This is a genomic window from Buttiauxella izardii, from assembly GCF_003601925.1.
Taxonomy (GTDB): domain Bacteria; phylum Pseudomonadota; class Gammaproteobacteria; order Enterobacterales; family Enterobacteriaceae; genus Buttiauxella; species Buttiauxella izardii.
Window position 1 is genome coordinate 38,991 of record NZ_QZWH01000038.1, and the last position, 19,008, is coordinate 57,998.

At 50.1% G+C, this 19,008-nt stretch carries 16 protein-coding genes and 1 tRNA gene; 4 read left to right on the forward strand and 13 right to left on the reverse strand.

Annotated elements, in window-relative coordinates; all coding sequences use genetic code 11:
* Positions 1-262: 262 nt before the first annotated feature.
* The 3 genes from D6029_RS16150 to D6029_RS16160 form a co-directional block, all read right to left on the reverse strand.
* Positions 263-339 (reverse strand) — tRNA-Pro (locus D6029_RS16150).
* A 74-nt stretch (positions 340-413) separates the two neighbouring features.
* A complete protein-coding gene (gene yejM / locus D6029_RS16155) occupies positions 414-2,177 on the reverse strand; it encodes an LPS biosynthesis-modulating metalloenzyme YejM (RefSeq protein ID WP_120065720.1) in 1,764 nt (587 codons plus the stop codon).
* A gap of 19 nt (positions 2,178-2,196) precedes the next feature.
* On the reverse strand, positions 2,197-2,424 hold the full coding sequence (locus tag D6029_RS16160) for a YejL family protein (protein WP_034458713.1): 228 nt from the start codon (positions 2,422-2,424) through the stop codon (positions 2,197-2,199).
* A gap of 165 nt (positions 2,425-2,589) precedes the next feature.
* Here D6029_RS16160 and yejK point away from each other — a divergent pair, with 165 nt between their 5' ends.
* Positions 2,590-3,597: a nucleoid-associated protein YejK gene (yejK, locus tag D6029_RS16165; RefSeq protein WP_120065722.1), complete on the forward strand. Its 1,008-nt coding sequence runs from the start codon at positions 2,590-2,592 to the stop codon at positions 3,595-3,597.
* Between the two features lie 62 nt (positions 3,598-3,659).
* Here the strand turns inward: yejK and rplY are convergent, their stop codons facing one another.
* Positions 3,660-3,944 (reverse strand): 50S ribosomal protein L25, encoded by a 285-nt coding sequence (gene rplY, locus D6029_RS16170; RefSeq protein ID WP_120065723.1) that lies wholly within the window; start codon positions 3,942-3,944, stop codon positions 3,660-3,662.
* Between the two features lie 126 nt (positions 3,945-4,070).
* On the reverse strand, positions 4,071-5,831 hold the full coding sequence (gene radD / locus D6029_RS16175) for a DNA repair helicase RadD (RefSeq protein ID WP_120065725.1): 1,761 nt from the start codon (positions 5,829-5,831) through the stop codon (positions 4,071-4,073).
* A gap of 316 nt (positions 5,832-6,147) precedes the next feature.
* Here radD and rsuA point away from each other — a divergent pair, with 316 nt between their 5' ends.
* The 3 genes from rsuA to D6029_RS16190 all read left to right on the forward strand — a co-directional run bounded on the left by rsuA (position 6,148) and on the right by D6029_RS16190 (position 8,760).
* Entirely contained in the window at positions 6,148-6,855 is a 708-nt protein-coding gene (rsuA, locus tag D6029_RS16180) for a 16S rRNA pseudouridine(516) synthase RsuA (protein ID WP_120065727.1), read from the forward strand.
* Positions 6,856-6,870: 15 nt separating this feature from the next.
* Positions 6,871-8,067, forward strand: coding sequence for a Bcr/CflA family multidrug efflux MFS transporter (locus tag D6029_RS16185; RefSeq protein ID WP_120065729.1), 1,197 nt, complete (start codon positions 6,871-6,873; stop codon positions 8,065-8,067).
* A gap of 345 nt (positions 8,068-8,412) precedes the next feature.
* Positions 8,413-8,760 carry a YejG family protein gene (locus tag D6029_RS16190; RefSeq protein ID WP_120065794.1) on the forward strand — a complete coding sequence of 116 codons (348 nt, stop codon included), beginning with the start codon at positions 8,413-8,415 and terminating at the stop codon, positions 8,758-8,760.
* A 12-nt stretch (positions 8,761-8,772) separates the two neighbouring features.
* Here the strand turns inward: D6029_RS16190 and yejF are convergent, their stop codons facing one another.
* The 8 genes from yejF to D6029_RS16230 all read right to left on the reverse strand — a co-directional run bounded on the left by yejF (position 8,773) and on the right by D6029_RS16230 (position 18,954).
* Positions 8,773-10,362: a microcin C ABC transporter ATP-binding protein YejF gene (yejF, locus tag D6029_RS16195; RefSeq protein ID WP_120065731.1), complete on the reverse strand. Its 1,590-nt coding sequence runs from the start codon at positions 10,360-10,362 to the stop codon at positions 8,773-8,775.
* A 1-nt stretch (position 10,363) separates the two neighbouring features.
* Positions 10,364-11,389, reverse strand: coding sequence for an ABC transporter permease (locus tag D6029_RS16200; RefSeq protein WP_120065732.1), 1,026 nt, complete (start codon positions 11,387-11,389; stop codon positions 10,364-10,366).
* Complete coding sequence (locus tag D6029_RS16205) at positions 11,386-12,483, reverse strand: microcin C ABC transporter permease YejB (RefSeq protein ID WP_120065734.1); 1,098 nt, start codon at positions 12,481-12,483, stop codon at positions 11,386-11,388. Before D6029_RS16205 ends, D6029_RS16200 begins: the two co-directional genes overlap by 4 nt.
* A gap of 8 nt (positions 12,484-12,491) precedes the next feature.
* Complete coding sequence (locus tag D6029_RS16210; protein WP_120065735.1) at positions 12,492-14,300, reverse strand: extracellular solute-binding protein; 1,809 nt, start codon at positions 14,298-14,300, stop codon at positions 12,492-12,494.
* An 88-nt stretch (positions 14,301-14,388) separates the two neighbouring features.
* Positions 14,389-15,984: a cyclic di-GMP phosphodiesterase gene (locus D6029_RS16215; protein ID WP_120065736.1), complete on the reverse strand. Its 1,596-nt coding sequence runs from the start codon at positions 15,982-15,984 to the stop codon at positions 14,389-14,391.
* A gap of 252 nt (positions 15,985-16,236) precedes the next feature.
* Positions 16,237-16,803 (reverse strand): bifunctional murein DD-endopeptidase/murein LD-carboxypeptidase, encoded by a 567-nt coding sequence (gene mepS / locus D6029_RS16220; protein ID WP_120065738.1) that lies wholly within the window; start codon positions 16,801-16,803, stop codon positions 16,237-16,239.
* A gap of 421 nt (positions 16,804-17,224) precedes the next feature.
* Positions 17,225-17,932 (reverse strand): phosphatase PAP2 family protein, encoded by a 708-nt coding sequence (locus tag D6029_RS16225; RefSeq protein WP_120065740.1) that lies wholly within the window; start codon positions 17,930-17,932, stop codon positions 17,225-17,227.
* 41 nt (positions 17,933-17,973) lie between these two features.
* Positions 17,974-18,954: a CobW family GTP-binding protein gene (locus D6029_RS16230; RefSeq protein WP_120065742.1), complete on the reverse strand. Its 981-nt coding sequence runs from the start codon at positions 18,952-18,954 to the stop codon at positions 17,974-17,976.
* Positions 18,955-19,008: the final 54 nt, after the last annotated feature.

Genomic DNA, 19,008 nt, shown 5'->3' on the forward strand with positions numbered 1-19,008 from the left:
GCAAACACTTTGGATATCATGCCTGTAATTAAGAATACGGCCCATAGTAAAGACAGAATTATAAATGCCTTCCAACAATTTGATAGTTTGATTAACAACTTACTAACCTTAATATTAAATACATGCAGGACGGAGATAATTTAATCAAGGGTAACAATTTTTGTGCGGCGAGGTAAGTTTAATAAATGTTCAAAATTGGGCAATGACGCAGCGTCATTGATAATCAGGTGGAAAACTAAATCAGGGGAGATAAAAGGAGTTTTGGTCGGCACGGAGAGATTCGAACTCTCGACCCTCGCCACCCCATGACGATGCGCTACCAGGCTGCGCTACGTGCCGACTGAAAAATAATACTACCTTTTTCGCGATCGTTTGCAAGATAGCCTGACGCTAACTGATTCATAAATAAGCAATCAGTTAGCGATGAAGCGCTTCTCGTCAGTCAGGACTTGCAGCAACAAACCCAACTGAGGTTTGGTTTCTTTGATGCGTTCGCCCTGTAGGTCGTACATCCGATAGTTACCGTTGTTATCGAGCACCAGCGTCATGTCCGGAAGGGTGACTGCGAGGCTATTATTATCTGCACCCACAACCCAGTTATGGCGACGTGTCGCGGCAAACAAGTCTTCACCTTGTGAATACTCATTGGCTGGATTTTTAACATGCAACAGGCGCTGCATCAGCGTTGTCATCACATCCTGATGGTCAGTAAGCTTGGTGATGGTTTGCGCCGGAGTGCCAGGCCAATGGATAACTAATGGCACCTGAATACGCGAACGTGACCAGGCAAAAGAATCCTGCTCTTTGCCAAGCGGCACACCGTGACCCGCGGTAATAATCACCACCGTGTCTTTGAGTTTGCCGGAAGCATCCAGTGCATCCAGCACACGTTTGATTTGCTCATCAACGTTTTCTGCTGCACGGGTATAGCGGCGAGCAAAGGCTTGTTGATTGGTATCATCCGTAATGTTGGTGCCATTAAAAGCAACCCAGGAGAACCAGCGGTTATCCTCAGAAGCGTATTGATTCAGCCAGTTGATCCACTGCGTTGCTGTTTGCCCGTCAGACTGGCTTTTTGCGGACGGTAAAGAGAAGTCTGACAGCAGCGCCTGGCGGTACATTGATGAGTCAAAACCATCCGAGGCGAACAGCCCCAGTTGATAGCCTTGCTGGTTCAATGCAGTAATTAATGCCGCCGGGACTCGAGCGGATAAAACGCCGTCCATATAGGCAGGTGAAATGCCGTAGAACAGGCCAAAGATGCCGTTATCCGTCCCATTACCCGCGCTCATATGCTGAGTAAAGTTAATGTTGCTGGAGGCAAACTGGCTCAGATTTGGCAGATCTTTCTGAGTATGGTCAGCATTCAGACCATCCACCGTAATCAGCAGTACATTGTGCCCGGTACCCATATCGCGGAATTGCAGGTCGCTCAGCGGATACTGCACGGATACCGCTTCAGGATTCCCCTGTTCGACAAGACGGCGCTGGTACTCTTTTGCATCCAGCAAGCCATGTTTCTCGAGGAAACGGCGAGCCGTCATCGGATAGGAAAGTGGCAGGTTTGCACGCTGCATGGTAATCGGGCGATAGAAATTCGCATCCGCCCAGATGTACATAATATGGCTACTGAAGAAGGCGACAAAAAACAGCACGACCACAGGTTTAGCATAGTGTTTGCGCCGCCCCAGGCTGCGCAATTTCTGCCAGCTCCAGGTCGCAAACAGCATTTCAATCAATAAAATCACCGGCACGCTGATAAACATCAGCTGCCAGTCTCGCGCCATTTCACTCTGGTCGGGGTTGATCACCAGTTCCCAGACAATCGGATTAAGATGGAGATGGAAGCGAGTAAAGACTTCGCTGTCGATAAGCAACAGCGTCATGCCTGCGGTAGCAAGGGCTGCCGAGACAAAGCGCATCAAGCGTTGCGACATCACAACGAACGTTAGTGGGAAGAGAATCAGCAAATAAGTGGCGAAAACCACAAAGCTGAAATGACCGATAACACTCAGCCAGGAATAAATACGGCCTGTGAGCGTTGTCGGCCAGTCGGCGACAAACAAATAGCGGCTACCCAGCAATGTTGCCAGCAGGATATTAAACAGGGCGAACCAATGTCCCCAACTGACCATTTGGGAAACTTTTTCGCGGTAGCGCTGACGGTTAGTCACCATAACGTGTAACTACGATCCCTTAATGAGCTTTGTCTTCGCTCACGGAGGCTTGCAGCGCCTCAGCGAAAGAGCGAGCCAACGAGCGGCGTTGAGCAGAAGCTACGCTGGTATTAATCAAGTTGGTGACCATATTTCCCAGCACCATCAGGGAAAGATCGGTAGGCGTTTGATGCTTTTCCAGCACGCTTGCCAGTTCACTCAACAGTTCTTCGACGCGTTCGTCACTATAACGGGATATTTGTGGCATAAATTAACAATCAATTAGAATCAGGAAAGGGCGTTATCTTACCGTAGAAGGACCTGTTTTTCTGCTTTTTTATCCGCTATATCGTCAACCCTAATTATCTAACGGATGTTGCGCCAAGCTTCCGGCAATGGTTGAATACCGCCGAGTCTAAAAGGAGAGTTTACCATGAGTCTGGATATCAACCAGATTGCCTTACACCAGTTGATCAAACGCGGCGAACAGACACTTGAAGTGGTGCTGCGTGATTCTCTGTTGGCAACGAACGGCGCCGTAGAAGAAATGATGGCCGAATTGCACCGTGTGTATAGTGCAAAAAATAAAGCATACGGCCTGTTTAGCGAAGAGAGTGAACTGGCCGAAGCACTGCGTTCACAACGTAAAGGCGACGAGGATTTCCTCGCTTTCAGCCGCGCAGCCACTGGCCGCTTGCGTGATGAACTGGCGAAATACCCCTTTGCAGATGGCGGCATTGTGCTGTTCTGCGAGTATCGCTATCTGGCGGTGGAGTATTTGCTGGTGGCGGTGCTGAATAATCTAAGCAGCATGCGCGTTAACGAAGAGCTGGATATCAGTTCCACGCACCACCTCGATATCAACCATGCTGATATCGTGGCGCGTATTGATCTGACCGAATGGGAAACCAATCCGGAATCATCACGCTACCTGACTTTCCTGAAAGGGCGAGTAGGGCGTAAAGTTTCCGATTTCTTTATGGATTTCCTCGGTGCAAGCGAAGGTTTGAACGCGAAAGCGCAGAACAAAGGTTTGTTGCAAGCGCTGGACGACTTCACCAACGAAGCGCAACTGGATAAGAACGATCGCCAGGCCGCGCGTCAGCAAGTTTATGCGTACTGCAACGAACAGCTTCAGGCGGGTGAGGAAATTGAGCTTTCTGCGCTGGCCGATGAGCTACCGTGGGCGGTTGAAGACAAGAACTTCCAACAGTTCACGGCTGATAAGGGCTATGAGCTGGAAGAAAGTTTTCCAGCCGATCGCAGCACGCTGCGCCAGTTAACCAAATTCGCCGGTAGCGGCGGTGGTTTGACGATTAACTTTGATGCCATGCTGTTAGGCGAACGCATTTACTGGGATCCGGCGACCGATACGCTGACCATTAAAGGCACGCCACCTAACCTGCGCGATCAGTTACAGCGCCGTAGTTCTGGCAAATAACGCTTTAAGAGAGCCATAAAAAAACCCGCCGAAGCGGGTTTTTTTTCGAACCAGATTCGCGATTAAGCGCGAACGAAGTCGATGTGGTTCAGTTTTGGCTTGAACGGGTGACGCTGAACAGCCTGAACTTTAACCTTAACTTCTTTACCGTCTACAACCAGAGTCAGAACTTCTTCGTAGAAACCTGGCTTAGCTTGCAGGTTCATTACGTTGTCGTGATCCAGTTCGATAGAGATCGCAGCTTCGGAACCACCATAGATGATTGCCGGGAATTTGTTAGCTGCACGCAGGCGGCGGCTCGCACCCTTGCCCTGCTCTTTGCGTTCTACTGCATTGATAGTAAACATTAACTGTTTCTCTCTTAAATAATCCTGTTACAGGCGACCCAGCAACAGGTAAGTGATCTGCTTTGCGGATGCAAAAGCGGGCGGGATTATAGCCATATCTGGCCTGGGCTTCAATGAAAAGAACCTCTAGCCGCGTAATTCATTTGCCCGGCGGAAGCGGCCTTCATAATCAAACACCTTTTCCCGCACGTTCCAGAAGTTGCCATTCTTGCGGGCAACCACAAAGTCCGGGTGGCGAAGCGCCGATTGCTGGGCGACGACATCCGCCGCATTTATCCAGCGCAGCGGCACGCCAGGCGCACGACTGTGTGGCCGAATAAATAACTGCTCGAAGGCCATGCGCTGGGCGGGCGTTTGCAGCCGAAAACGTTCGCTGACATCCGCACCGTCTTCATCGAAATAGGTAATTTTCAGCCAGTCGCCTTTTTCATCGCCACCGTGTTGCAAGGTCATCCCACCGCAGCGCAGAACCAGCGCATCTTTTAATTTCAGCGCGGCTTTTAACATATCGTCAGGATCGACCAGAACGTGATCGCACTGATGGCAGCGACGCGCGGCGATATCGTTTTCAGCGTGACATTGCGGGCAGTTTTTAAAGCGAAAACGGTAATCGCACTGTTCACGCGTGCCGTCATCGTCTTCAAACCAGCCCTGGCAACGACGACCAAAATGCTCAATCAACGTGCCATCGCTGGTGGTTTTGCCCCAAAAAGTGTTGGCAAAACCGCAGGAAGGGCAAAATACCTGAACCGGCACATTGTCGCTTTTGCCTTTGGCCGCCCCAACTTCTGGCGTAAACAAGTCATGGGGATTTCCGGCGTAGTCGAGAATCAAACAATCTTTCTTGCCTGGTGCCAGACGTAATCCGCGCCCAACAATTTGCTGATACAGGCTGACGGATTCCGTCGGGCGCAAAATGGCAATCAAATCGACATGTGGCGCATCAAAGCCGGTGGTGAGTACCGATACGTTTACCAGAAAGCGAAACTGCTGGTTTTTAAACGCTTCTATTAATGTATCGCGCGCGGGTCCGGGAGTATCGGCGGTAATCAATGCTGCATCGTTAGAGGGCAGCAGGGCGGTGACTTCTTTGGCGTGTTCAACGGTGGCGGCAAATATCATCACGCCGCGCCGCTCGGTAGCAAATTCCACAATCTGGCTGATGATATGCGGGGTAATACGTTTTTGCTGCTTCAGTTCGCGGTTAAGATCCGCCTCGCTGAACAGGCCATTGGATTGTGACTGCAAGCGGCTGAAATCGTATTGTACAACCGGCATATCCAGACGCTCAGGGGGCGTTAAATAGCCGTGCTTGATCATGTAACGCAGCGGTAACTCGTAGATACAATCGCGGAACAGGGCGCTTTCGTTGCCGCGTACCATGCCGTGATAATGGAAATGATAAATCCAGCCTTTCCCCAAACGATAAGGCGTGGCGGTCAGGCCTAACAGGCGTAACTTCGGATTTGCAGTGCGTAAATGGGCAAGGATTTGCTGATACTGGCTGTCATCGGAATCACCAATGCGGTGGCATTCATCGACAATCAACAATGAAAACTCGCCCTTGAACTGCTCAAGATTTCGCGCCACAGATTGCACGCTGCCGAAAACCACTTTGCCGTGGCTCTCTTTGCGTTGCAGACCGGCGGCGAAAATATCGGCCTCAAGACCCAGCGCACAATATTTAGCGTGGTTTTGCGCAACTAATTCTTTAACGTGAGCCAGCACCAGTACGCGCCCACGCGCCACGCGAGCCAGTTCGGCAATCACCAGACTTTTTCCCGCGCCCGTAGGCAAAACAATCACCGCAGGAGTGAGGTGTTTGCGGAAATGGGCGAGGGTGGCGTCGACCGCTTCTTGTTGATAAGGGCGCAGGGTAAAAGACATCGGTACTCCTACCCTTCATCTTTCAAGCTACAGGGGTGTTGGCTGCACTCACTTACCCCAGTCACTTACTCAAGTAAGCTCCTGGGGATAAGCTCCCTTGCCGCCTACCTGTAACTCGAAATCTAAAGGGTATCAAACTAGTCATAAGTGATACGAAAGCGTCGATTATGGCATGAATCGGGGTTTTAGCTTGAGAGAGTTTTCTATCCCGCTATACTGGCAAACTAATTAACAGGCAAACGATTTTTCCCTTAGAAAATGGGCGAATGCCCGGCTAGCCTTATGCTGGCACCTCTTAGAAACAGGCAATATTTTAATGCGACTCGATAAATTTATCTCTCAGCAACTTGGCGTGAGCCGCGCTATTGCTGGCCGTGAAATCCGCGCACAGCGTGTCACTATTGATGGCGAAATGGTGCGTGACGCCGCTTTTAAACTGAACCCGGAACACCAGGTTGAGTTTGATGGCCGTTCGCTGACTCAGGAAAATGGCCCTCGTTATTTCATGCTCAACAAACCACAGGGTTATGTTTGTTCAACCGAAGACCCGGATCACCCAACCGTGCTCTATTTCCTCGATGAACCGATGGCGCACAAACTGCATGCTGCCGGGCGTCTGGATATCGACACCACCGGACTGGTGCTGATGACCGACGATGGGCAGTGGTCGCATCGCATTACTTCTCCGCGCCATCACTGCGAAAAAACCTATCTGGTCACGCTGGAAAACCCTGTGTCAGATGACACAGCAGAACAATTCGCCGCAGGCGTTCAATTGCATAATGAAAAAGATCTGACGTTACCCGCGGTGATGGAAGTCATCACGCCGCTTGAAGTGCGTCTGACCATCAGCGAAGGGCGTTATCACCAGGTAAAACGTATGTTCGCCGCAGTGGGTAACCATGTCGTTGGCCTGCATCGTGAACGCATTGGCGCTATTGCGATGGATGAGGATCTCGCGCCAGGTGAATATCGCCGATTAACCGAAGAAGAAATTGCCAGTGTCGGCATGCCGCCACGTTAATTCCCGGAGGAAGCGTTGAGTAGTAAGCAAAACTCGTCAATTGGTATTGTGGTGATCCTTGGCCTGCTGGCCATGTTAATGCCGTTATCAATCGATATGTATTTACCGGCCTTGCCGGTTATCGCCTCGGAATTTGGCGTGCCGGCGGGCAGCGCACAAATGACGCTCAGTACCTATATTCTCGGCTTCGCTATCGGCCAGCTATTTTATGGCCCGATGGCAGACAGTATTGGCCGTAAGCCTGTGGTACTGGGTGGCACGCTCATCTTTGCCGTGGCGGCCATTGCTTGCGCACTCTCGCAAACCATTGATCACCTGATTGCGATGCGCTTCCTGCATGGCCTTTCGGCGGCTGCGGCAAGCGTGGTGATTAACGCCCTGATGCGCGACATTTACCCGAAAGAAGAGTTTTCGCGCATGATGTCGTTTGTCATGCTGATTACTACTATTGCGCCACTGGTTGCGCCAATGGTCGGGGGCGCGGTGCTGGTTTGGTTTAGCTGGCATGCGATCTTCTGGATTCTGGCAGTGGCTGCATTGTTAGCCTCAGCCATGATCTTCTTTATGATTCACGAAACGCTCCCGGTTGAACGACGTCAGAAGTTTCATCTGCGCACTACCATCGGTAACTTTGCCACGCTGTTCCGCCACAAACGCGTGTTGAGTTATATGCTGGCGAGCGGGTTCAGCTTTGCGGCGATGTTCTCATTTTTGAGCGCCGGGCCGTTTGTGTATATCGAGCTGAACCATGTTGAACCACAGCATTTCGGTTACTACTTCGCGCTGAACATTGTCTTCCTGATTGTCATGACGCTGATCAACAGCCGCTTTGTGCGCCGTTTTGGCCCACTGGCGATGTTCCGTTTCGGCTTGTTTGTGCAGTTCGCCATGGCTATCTGGCTGGTGGTGAGCACCGGAATGGGGTTAGGTTTCTGGTCGATGGTGCTGGGAATTGCAGTGTTTGTCGGCTGCGTTTCGATGGTGTCGTCGAATGCGATGGCGGTCATTCTTGATGAATTTCCCCATATGGCGGGAACGGCTTCTTCATTGGCAGGCACGTTCCGCTTTGGTATTGGCGCATTAACAGGGGCGTTGCTTTCTATCGCGACCTTTAATACAGCGTGGCCAATGATTTGGTCGATTGCGGTATGTGCTACGTGTTCTATTGGTTTCTATCTCTACGCCAGCCGCCCGCGTTTAGCCACGAAATAGATTAATATCTCAAAACGGGCATCGCCAGATGCCCGTTCTTTAATCCACATCAACGAAATTCCCCCACGAATGCCTACAATTTGTTTCTCAAATGTAAACGCATCAGCAATAAAAAGTCACATTCTTGTAGTTAAAAAGGTTGAGTTACATCGCAGAAAGCGTTACATATAGCGCCGAAACGTGTGCAGCAGCACAAAAATAAAACGTTAAATATGAAATGGTAGACAAATAATTACAACGGATGTAAGCGGTTTCGAGGTTGTTTACACACAATTAACTAACATTGTGTTAACCTTTATGTGAATCGTTTGTGAAATAAATTTGGATTTTTTTGGGGATACCACAGTGAATACGTTACAACTTTCCATCGTTCATCGCTTACCACACAGCTATCGCTGGTTGGCGGGCTTTGCAGGTTCCAGAGTTGAACCGATTCCGCAAAACGGGCAGAGCGCTGAAAACTGCCTGATTGGCCTGAAATTACTCAGCGATAATAACAGCGATTCAGCGTGGCCGACGATGCACAAACTAAGCCTGGCGCTGCGCGATATCGAAGTGGATTCTGCGGTTGTGGAGTGTGAAGGCCAACCGTGCCTGTTCGTTAATCGTCAGGATGAACAAACAGCAACTTGCCGACTGAAAAATTTTGGCGTGGCGATTGCCGAGTCGTTTTCCAGCGCGAACCCATTCTAACGCCCAAATTTATCAGGCAAGTGCGAGTAACTGGCGTGTGTATTCCGCCTGAGGCGCGGCAAAAATTTGCTGACAAGGCCCTTGTTCCACAACTTCACCCTGCCGCAATACCACGACCTGATGGCACAACGACTTCACCACGCGCAAATCATGGCTGATAAAAATGTAGGCCAGCTGATGCTTTTCCTGCAATGACTTCAGCAACGCAAGAATTTGCGCTTGCACCGAACGGTCAAGCGACGAAGTCGGTTCATCAAGAATAATCAATTCGGGTTGTAAAATGAGTGCCCTGGCAATCGCAATGCGCTGACGTTGCCCGCCAGAAAACTCCGCCGGATAACGGTGCATCGTTTCGGGATCTAAACCCACTTCCTGCATAGCCACGATGACTTTTTGTTCGCGCTGTGCGGCACTTAACGCCGGTTGATGAACGCGCAAACCTTCTTCAATAATCTGCAACACATCCAGCCGCGGGTTCAGTGATGAATTCGGGTCCTGGAAAACGACCTGAATACGGCTACGCAACGGCAGCAGCTTTTTGCGATTAAGCTCGTGCAGCGGTTTCCCATCAAACCAAATCTCGCCGCTGGAATGAATTAACCGTAACAGCGCAAGGCCGGTAGTGCTTTTCCCCGAACCTGATTCCCCAACCAAACCGATACTTTCACCCGCACGCAGCGCAAAGCTCAGATCTTTAATTCCATAGTTGTAGCCAATGGTCTTTTTGAGCAGACCGCGACGGATAGGGAAGGCGACCTGCAAATCACGAACCGTAAGTAGTGGGGAAACAGACTCATCAACTGGGCGAGGAGTGCCAGCAGGTTCTGCCGCCAGCAATTGCTGAGTATAGGAATGCTGTGGTGCAGAGAGTAATTGAGCCGCTGAGTTTTGCTCAACGCATTTGCCGTGGCGCATCACCGCCACGTTATCGGCCAGCTTTTTGACGATGCCCAGATTATGGGTGATGAACAGCAATCCCATATTCAGCTCTTGCTTGAGCTCTTTGAGCAGTTGCAGAATTTGCGCCTGCACGGTGACATCGAGCGCGGTGGTCGGCTCATCGGCAATCAACAATTCCGGGCGAGTGAGCAGCGCCATGGCTATCATCACGCGTTGGCGTTCGCCGCCGGAAAGCTGGTGCGGGAAGTCAGTTAGACGACTTGCTGCGTTGCGAATGCCAACGCGATCAAGGCAGGTAAGCATTTCTGCACGGGCGGCTTCACGGCGCATTCCGCGGTGCAGCGATAACACTTCATAAAGCTGCTTTTCAATATTGTGTAATGGATTTAACGAAACCATCGGTTCCTGGAAAATCATCGCGATTTTGTTGCCGCGCACCGTGCGAAGCAGTTTTTCGGGGGCGTGCAATAATTCCTGGCCTTTAAAGAATATTTCGCCATTGGGATAAACAACCGGCGGCGCGGGCAGCAACCGCAACACCGACAACGCCGTGACACTTTTCCCAGAACCAGACTCGCCAACCAGTGCCAGCGTTTCACCGGCATTCACCTCAAGTGATAAATCATCCACCACCTGGCGGACGGTATCGCCGCTGCGAAAAGCCACGGATAAATTCTTGATAGAAAGCAGTGGAGTGGTCATATCAGTGCGCCTTGCTCGGGTCGAAGGCGTCGCGCACTGCTTCGCCAATAAAAATGAGTAACGTTAGCAAAATGGCTAGCGAGAAAAATGCGGTGATGCCAAGCCACGGTGCCTGTAGATTGTTTTTGCCTTGCAGCAGCAGTTCGCCCAGAGACGGCGAGCCAAGCGGCAATCCAAAGCCTAAGAAATCCAGCGAGGTGAGGGTGGTAATCGAGCCGCAAAGGATAAACGGCAAAAATGTGAGGGTGGCGACCATCGCGTTGGGCAGCATATGGCGCAGGATGATTGACCTGTCGCCGACGCCCATCGCCTGCGCGGCACGAATATAATCGAAGTTACGGGTGCGCAGAAACTCAGCGCGTACCACTCCTACCAGGCTCATCCAGCCGAACAGCACCGTAATACCCAGCAGCCACCAGAAATTCGGCTGAATAACGCTTGAGAGCAGGATTATCAGAAATAACGTCGGCATCCCTGACCAGACTTCGATAAACCGCTGCCCCCACAAATCCACTCGCCCACCGTAATACCCCTGAACTGCGCCCGCAAGAATGCCAATCACGCTGGAAAATAGCGTCAGCATCAGGCCAAAGAGGATTGAAATACGTGTGCCGTACAAAATCCGCGCCAGCACATCGCCGCCATTGGCGTCGGTACCCAGCCAGTTCTGGCTGCTCGGCGGCGAAGGGAAAGGCACGGTGGTGGCAAAGTTTATCGCATTCGAGCCAAAGCGGATCGGCGCCCACAACACCCAGCCTTTCTCGCTCAGGCGCTGTGCAAGCCATGGATCCTGATAATCAGCCGGTGTTGCCAGCGGGCCGCCAAAATCACTTTCGCTGTAATTCTTGATAAACGGGAAGTAAAGACGCTCTTGATAATGGACGATCAGCGGGCGATCGTTGGCGACCAACTCAGATCCGAGACTCAGTAAAAACAGAACAGCGAAAACCCAAAGCGACCAGTAGCCGCGTTTGTTGTGGCGAAAACGTGCCCAGCGGGCCTGATTAACGGGACTTAAGCGGCTCATCCTCGCCCCTCGAAATCAATACGCGGATCAACCAGCGTGTAGGTGATGTCACTGAGAATATTCAATAGCAGGCCAATCAGCGTAAAGATGTACAAAGTGCCAAACATCACCGGGTAGTCGCGGGAAATGGTCGAGTCATAACCCAATAACCCCAGCCCGTTTAGCGAGAACATCACTTCGATAAGCAATGAACCGGTAAAAAACATACTGATGAACGTGGCAGGAAAACCCGCAATGACCAATAGCATGGCGTTACGGAACACATGGCGGTAAAGAATTTTACTTTCATCCAGTCCCTTGGCTCGCGCCGTGACGACGTATTGCTTGCGAATTTCATCGAGGAACGAGTTTTTCGTTAGCATTGTTAACGTTGCAAAACCGCCAACCACAGTCGCCAGCACCGGCAGCGTGATGTGCCAGAGATAATCAATGATCTTACCGTACCACGGCAGGGTATCGAAATTGGTCGAAACCAGGCCTCGCAGCGGGAACCAGTCCAGATAGCTGCCGCCCGCAAATAAAACAATCAGCAAAATAGCGAACAGGAAAGCGGGGATCGCGTAGCCAATAATAATGAACGTGCTGCTCCAGATATCAAAACTGCTGCCGTTGCTGACCGCTTTGCGTATGCCGAGTGGAATCGACACAATATAGATAATTAAGGTGCTCCACAGGCCAATCGAGATTGAAACCGGCAGGCTTTCTTTAATGAGATTCAAAACCGATGAGCTGCGGAACAGACTGTCGCCAAAGTCAAAACGCAGGTAATCGCCGAGCATTTTGAAGTAGCGTTCATGAAGCGGTTTATCAAAGCCGTAGCGGTGAGTGATTTCGGCAATCACTTCCGGGTCAAGGCCGCGCGCCCCGCGATACTGGCTGTCAGTCGCATTAGCGACACCCACACGCGCATGTCCGCTGCCCATGGTGTCAGTTGCCATGCCAGGCACGCCTGAACCATGGCCAAATTGAATCGCCGCTATCGCCTGATCAACCGGGCCACCGGGCGCTATCTGTACGATGAAAAAATTGATGGTGATAATCGCCCACAAGGTAGGGATTATCAGCAGCAAGCGACGTAACAGATAACTTCCCATGAGTGTCCTTAACGCCGGTTTTCTGGTAGTTGAGCGGCTTTGTTAACGTCATACCACCAGGTGTCAAATCCGGTTGTGTATAACGGATGAATCGCCGGTTTGGAGAATTTGCTCCACCAGGCAAAGCGGTCTGCAGCCATGTACCACATTGGAATCATGTAATTATTCCAGGTCAGTACACGGTCGAGTGCGCGGCCTAAGGGTAACAGTTTTTGTTTATCGCCCTGATTGGCGACAATCTGAGAAATTAGGTTGTCGATAACCGGGCTTTTCACGCCGGGCGCGTTATAGGTGGAATCGACATATTCAGACGCCCACGAAATTTGTACGTCAGCACTCGGATAAGGCATGGCGCTGTAAAGCGTTGGCATCATGTCATAGTCGCGTGTACGCAGGCGGTTGGTCAGCTGCGAGTTATCGACCTGGCGAATTTCCATCGTGACCCCCAGGCGTTGCAGATTATGCTGGAAAGGCAGAATCCATTGCGTGTTGCCGGTGGTGGCGGTCAATAATTCAAAGGTGAAGGGTTTACCCGTTTTAACGTTGATCAGTTTCTGGTCTTTCAGTTCCCAACCCGCTTCTTTGAGCAATGCCAGGGCTTTGAGCAGATTGTCCCGGTCAAAACCATTGCCGTTGGATTTTGGCGGGTTGTATATCGTGGTAAAGACCTCGGGCGGTAAATCTTTTTTCATCGGTGCCAGTAACATCAATTCAGCGGCGTCAGGGTAATCACGTGCAGCATATTCGGTGTTCTGGAAATAGCTGTTTGCCCGGCTATAAGAGCCATAAAACAGTGCCTTATTCATCCATTCAAAATCAAACGCCAGGCCAATAGCCTCACGAACTTTTCGGTCAGCAAAGATGGGGCGTTGAATGTTAAAGGCCAGCCAGCGCGTATCTTGCGCCGCTTCGTTAGGCTGTTCTTCTTTGACGATGAAATGATTAGCGAAGTTTTTCCCGATGTAACGCGTTGCCCAGTTTTTGGCTGAGGCTTCATTGCGGAAATCAAACGCACCGGCTTTGAAAGCCTCAAAGGCGACATTATCGTCAAGATAATAGTCATAACGGATGGAGTCGAAATTCCAGCGCCCACGGTTAACTGGCAGATTGGCGGCCCAGTAATCCCTGACGCGAGAATAAGTGATGTACTGGCCCATGCGCCATGCGGTTATTTTATAAGGGCCGCTGGCTGGCGGCGGCGAGGATAGCGGGTCGCTGAGTTTATGGTTTTTCCAGAATTTTTCCGGGAATACCGGCAGTGAAAATAGCCCCAACATGCGATCTTTGCTCGGTTCTGCCAGCTCGATACGCACGGTTAAAGGCGCAATAGCTTTGACCTTCGCGCCTTTATAAACCAGGCGAAACTGCGGAACGCCTTCGGTCATGAATTTATTAAAGGTGAAGGCAACGTCGTTGGCTTTAATGGGTGTACCGTCATGAAAACGCGCCCGGGGATTAATTTCGATTTCGGCCCAGGCAAAGTTATCAGGGTAACGCGCCATTTCGCCAATCAAGGGGTAGTAGCTACCGGGTTCATCATCAGAAGTGGTAAACAGCGTGTCGTAAAGTGCTTCGGTGCGCACCCCCGCATTGCCACGTAGGGCATAACGGTTGAAATTATCAAAGGTTCCAATCGCTGAAAGCGTGATATTTCCGCCCTTTGGAGCCGCAGGATTGACGTAATCGAAATGGGTAAAGTTAATCGCGTATTTAGGCTCACCTAAAACGGCAAACGAATAACTTTCCTTGATGTTTTCGGCCTGACTTTGGAAAGTCATCAGGCAAAGGCTTAGCAGTGCGAAGGCGCGAGCTAACATCGTATGGGCCAATCCTTGTAACGTCATGATGATGAATCATAAGTTATACCCACGATACTTCAAGCGGCATCTGTGTTAGTCCTGGGCGTTACTCTGAAAAATCAGTCCCTTTAAGCTCGTCGTAGGATTTCGGCTGGCTTTCCCATTCCTTTAATTGCTCGAGGGTTAGGGGCCAGGCAAAGAAGTAACCCTGCAAGTAATTGACTCCCTGATCAATCAACCATTTGGCTTGCTCACGCGTTTCTACACCTTCCGCAACGGTCGTCATACTCAGTTTCCGGGCGAGCGTCAGTACGGCGTCAAGCACCGGCGAAGTGACCGTTTCCAGGCCAATGGAGTTCACAAAACCGCGGTCAATTTTCAAATAATCGAGTTTGAAGCGCTCAAGATAGATAAGCGCACTGTGCCCGGTTCCAAAATCATCGACTGCAATTTCAAACCCTTGCTCATGCATCCAGTGGAACAAGCAACTGGCTTCGTTTTCCTTCACCATATCGCGTTCGGTGATTTCAAAAATCAGCTGGAAATGATGTGGCGGCATCGAGGCGGCGAAAGCTTGAATATCTTCTTTGAAAGTGGGGGAGTGCAAATGGCTGGGCGCCAGATTCACACCGAGCCGGGCACCCGGCGGTAAAACTTGCTGTAGCCGTCTGGCATCACGGGCAATCAAATCAAACAAATGGCGAGTAAGAGGAACAATCAGTTGTTGCGCTTCGGCAAACGCGATAAACGCATCAGGCGGGATAGGCCCGGCAATCGGGTGATTCCAGCGCATCAAAACTTCGACGCCCGACATGGTTAAGGTTTTCGCATCCACGACAGGTTGATAGACAACATAAAATTGCCCCCGCTTAATGCCGGTAAGGATTTCTTTACCCGAGCGTAACCGCACCGTCAGGAAATAGGCGCAGAGCGCTCCGCCAAGAATCCCGAATACAAGGCCGGTCAGAACGGAGATTTGAATATCTTCAACAGGCCAGGTTTTACCGTAAAGCGCAATTTTGATCGGATAACCCGGTATTGAGATCTCGCGCGTGGGATTCGGGGGAAGTTCCGACACGTTCATCACATTGCTGGAAATCGTCGTGAGCGCTTTGCCGCTTGCGATGATGGCCATCGAAACCACATCACTCTGGCGGGTGGTGAAAAGCAAATAAGGTGTGAGATTCACATTCAGGGTGGCGAAAACACCGCGCCCTTGAATCACAGGGTTTTTAAACCAGGCAGCGATTGTCGGCTTGCCCGGCATCATCGGCGTGCCGTGCAGGATATCAATGTCGATGTTGGAATTGATGTCGATATCAGGCACCAGCTCGTGCATGTCGAGCATCATGCTGCCCGTTGCAGACGAGCAGTAGGCAAAACCCTCACGGACTAATACAAATGCGCGGACGTTGGCGTTAAACGCAGCGCTGGATGTCAGTTCGCCGGAAACCTGGTGGCAATCAGAAAGTGTTAATGGCTGGATGCCGTTGGCGGTGGAGTGAAGGTCTTGAAAAAATTGACTGAGATAATCACGGACATCGCCAGAAAGAGAATCATAGCTTGCTTCACGCTTGCTGTGTAGCGCCAGGCTAGTTATCCCGCCAATCAGTAGTGCGGCAAATACGCCAGCCAAAATACTAAAAGCGACAATTTGCCGGACAGAGGAAAAGTAACGCGAAAAAATTGTTTTTGAAAACATGGGTAATGGGTTCCTGCAAGAGCAAGAGACTTATTGTTTATATGTGCTTTTTTCGACTATAACGCAAAAGTTGCAACTGCGTCATAAAGTTTCGAATGTAAATTATAAATATTGTTAAAAAGGATAAGGGGATGAATTCTAAGCTAAATTTCAGGCAATAAAAAACGCTGCCAGGGCAGCGTTATTTTATTGTCTCGTTGTTTTGCTTTTTTGCAGTACAGCCAAGGGAGTAACCGTCTGCAAATGAGCGCATTAACTGCGGCTCAGGACACGGCGCGCTTCGTTATAGCGCTTATTCCAGTAGGGCTCGTCCATGCTTGAGATCGTCACACCACTGCTGGTGGAAGCATGTACAAACTGGTTATTACCGATGTAAATACCAACATGTCGACCCGTTGAACCGGCGCGGAACAGAACTAAATCACCTGTACGTAATTTACTACGTGAAATTGATTTACCTGTATCCTGCTGTTCAGAAGTTGAACGAGGCAACTCTAAACCAAATTGTTCGCGGAATGTACGCTGCACGAATGCAGAACAATCAATACCGCTTTTATTGCTGCCGCCAAGACGATAACGAACGCCTTTCCAGCTTGCATATTGATCCATGAGACGTGATTTCACATCTACATTACGGACCATCTCTTCGAATTCATCCTGAGAAGCTTGCAGTAAAAAACCATCTTTATTGCCGACTGCATGCGTCTCAGAATGCATATTTGCGGTGTTTGTCGAGCTACAGGCTGAAAGCATTACTGCCACAGCAATTGCGGGAATCGCCCGCAAGATATATCTCAAAATAGGTTGAGATTTGACCATTATGTTTGTTATCCCTTGATGTCCTTAACGATAAATATCGTTATACAAAATGCCAACGTGACGAGACTAATTACCTCAGCGCTGCGAAACAAATGCTTATCAACAAAACTGTGGTGTGACGCACAAATTTATTCACAATGCGAATGAATCAACGGTTAGCGCAAAACGTTCTCGAGGTTACCTTATCAATACCCGCATAGCGAGTGGTTTTCTCTGAAAATTTATAAGAAATTGTGATGTAAAAAGGCAATAAGGCATATTGCACGTTTGTTAACCAGAATTGTTGCTTATGTATGTAGGTGATTCATTTGCTGGAGGAATGAAATGGAGCAAATATTAGCCGATTGCCGTGGTGGGATAAAAACGGACAGGGATCGTTTTCGATCCCTGGTCATTTTAGTTAAGTGATGTTTGTTTTGTGTTAATTAATTGTTTTATTTTTGCCAGGTAAATAGCGATCAAACAGATTAATTAACCCATCGCTTAATGGGGTTAATAGCGCCCACGGCAGGCAAACAAGTACCACAGATAATGAGCCGACAAACACATCCGTAAACCAATGCGCGCCAATCATTATGCGGGGCATCATGAATACCAGGAAAATAATAAGGGCAATCGCGAATGCTTTTTGACCTAAATAGCGCAGCATGAAGCCGGTGAAAATCAGCAACATTAATCCATGATCGCCCGGGAAACTATCTTTCGAGGCATCTTTAGTCGGGATGTGGAGTAATTCGCTGACCCGATAAATATTAGGGAAATACAGCGTTGGGCTAACGTGGGATTCGGGAATCAAATGGCCAAGCTGATTAATGATAATTGCGCAAAATAGCATCACAATCCCCATGATAACCATGCGGCGGCGACCTTTTGGCGTCTCTTTGCGCCAGTAGCAGAAAAATAGCGAACCCATTGCTAATAGCGATATGCCATCGAATACGCGGTTATTGGTTATGGCGACAAAAACCAGGAAAGCATGACTCTTAATCAGACTCTGATTGAAAAAATGGAAAATGCTGGAGTCCAGGGTGAACCACGCGCCATGGCCTGCAGGCAGATACCAGCTGAAAAACAAAGCTAATCCTAGTGCGTTCAGCACCAGAATCTGAGGGAGTCGAATATTATTCATGCAAAACCACAAAATCTTTTAACAAAGGAGAAAGGGTAGACTTACAAACTTAAACGTAGCTTCAACAACGCGTTTTGCAACGCGTTCCAGTCCACTTCACCGCTATGAATCAACTCAATACGGCTGTCTGGTGGTGCAACGTTCTGAGTTTCAATATGAAAATCCTGTCCCTGGCGGTTGATGCGCACTAAGCCTTCAGCGATGCGCATGACTCCTTTCACCCGGTCAACGGGAGCAAGTCTAGCCCATTCCAAAATACCGACTGTGTCAAAAAGTGTGTCTGCATCAAAAATCCAGCCGCAGCCTGTGTAACCCTGGCCGCTGTTTATGCTGCGTCTCCAGCGTTGATGTTCGGGCAAACTGAGCGCGGCGAGGCCACGAGTTGCCGCATGGCTGTGGTTGTGATCGGGGCTGGAGGGTAGCTCGCGTAAGTTCTGGCGCGGTTTATCGAGAAGGGCGCTATCAATGTTGCCATTTTGAGCGGTAACAATTTCACGGTCGCCCCCTTCACGCTCTTGCCATTCACTCAGCGCAGCACGGCTCTCATCGCTGGCGCGGTCTTCTTTATTAGCAATAATGATATCGGCGGCGGCGAGTTGGTCGCGGAAGTTGTCATTACTTACCGCCCGTTCATCCAGCAACTGACGCGGATCCAGTAAACAAAGCGTGGCGTTGAGTTCAATCCAGGGCTGGTAAACTTCAGCAGTCAGCATATCGAGAATTTGCTTTGGATGACCGAGGCCGGTTGGCTCGATAAGCAGGCGATCGGGTTTACCCTGGCGCAGCAAAGTGTTCAGACCAACCTGCATTGGCAGCCCGTTCACACAGCACATGCAACCGCCGGGGATTTCCTTCAATAATGCGCCGCTGTCGGCGAGCAACGCGCCGTCAATCCCGACTTCACCAAATTCATTGACCAGTACCGCCCATTTTTCATGTTCAGGTTTATTAGCCAGCAAATGCAAAATAGTGGTGGTTTTACCGCTACCGAGGAAACCGGTAATTAAGTTGGTTTTGGTCACAAATGCTCCGGACAGGTTGCGTGAACCTTACGTGATATTCAATGCCCACTATCC

What these genes read in the sequence shown, in the direction of transcription:
- yejM (WP_120065720.1), bottom strand. Translation starts at nt 2,177, where the DNA reads ATGGTGACTAACCGTCAGCGCTACCGCGAAAAAGTTTCCCAAATGGTC.
- D6029_RS16160 (WP_034458713.1), bottom strand. Translation starts at nt 2,424, where the DNA reads ATGCCACAAATATCCCGTTATAGTGACGAACGCGTCGAAGAACTGTTG.
- yejK (WP_120065722.1), top strand. Translation starts at nt 2,590, where the DNA reads ATGAGTCTGGATATCAACCAGATTGCCTTACACCAGTTGATCAAACGC.
- rplY (WP_120065723.1), bottom strand. Translation starts at nt 3,944, where the DNA reads ATGTTTACTATCAATGCAGTAGAACGCAAAGAGCAGGGCAAGGGTGCG.
- radD (WP_120065725.1), bottom strand. Translation starts at nt 5,831, where the DNA reads ATGTCTTTTACCCTGCGCCCTTATCAACAAGAAGCGGTCGACGCCACC.
- rsuA (WP_120065727.1), top strand. Translation starts at nt 6,148, where the DNA reads ATGCGACTCGATAAATTTATCTCTCAGCAACTTGGCGTGAGCCGCGCT.
- yejF (WP_120065731.1), bottom strand. Translation starts at nt 10,362, where the DNA reads ATGACCACTCCACTGCTTTCTATCAAGAATTTATCCGTGGCTTTTCGC.
- D6029_RS16200 (WP_120065732.1), bottom strand. Translation starts at nt 11,389, where the DNA reads ATGAGCCGCTTAAGTCCCGTTAATCAGGCCCGCTGGGCACGTTTTCGC.
- D6029_RS16205 (WP_120065734.1), bottom strand. Translation starts at nt 12,483, where the DNA reads ATGGGAAGTTATCTGTTACGTCGCTTGCTGCTGATAATCCCTACCTTG.
- D6029_RS16210 (WP_120065735.1), bottom strand. Translation starts at nt 14,300, where the DNA reads ATGTTAGCTCGCGCCTTCGCACTGCTAAGCCTTTGCCTGATGACTTTC.
- D6029_RS16215 (WP_120065736.1), bottom strand. Translation starts at nt 15,984, where the DNA reads ATGTTTTCAAAAACAATTTTTTCGCGTTACTTTTCCTCTGTCCGGCAA.
- mepS (WP_120065738.1), bottom strand. Translation starts at nt 16,803, where the DNA reads ATGGTCAAATCTCAACCTATTTTGAGATATATCTTGCGGGCGATTCCC.
- D6029_RS16225 (WP_120065740.1), bottom strand. Translation starts at nt 17,932, where the DNA reads ATGAATAATATTCGACTCCCTCAGATTCTGGTGCTGAACGCACTAGGA.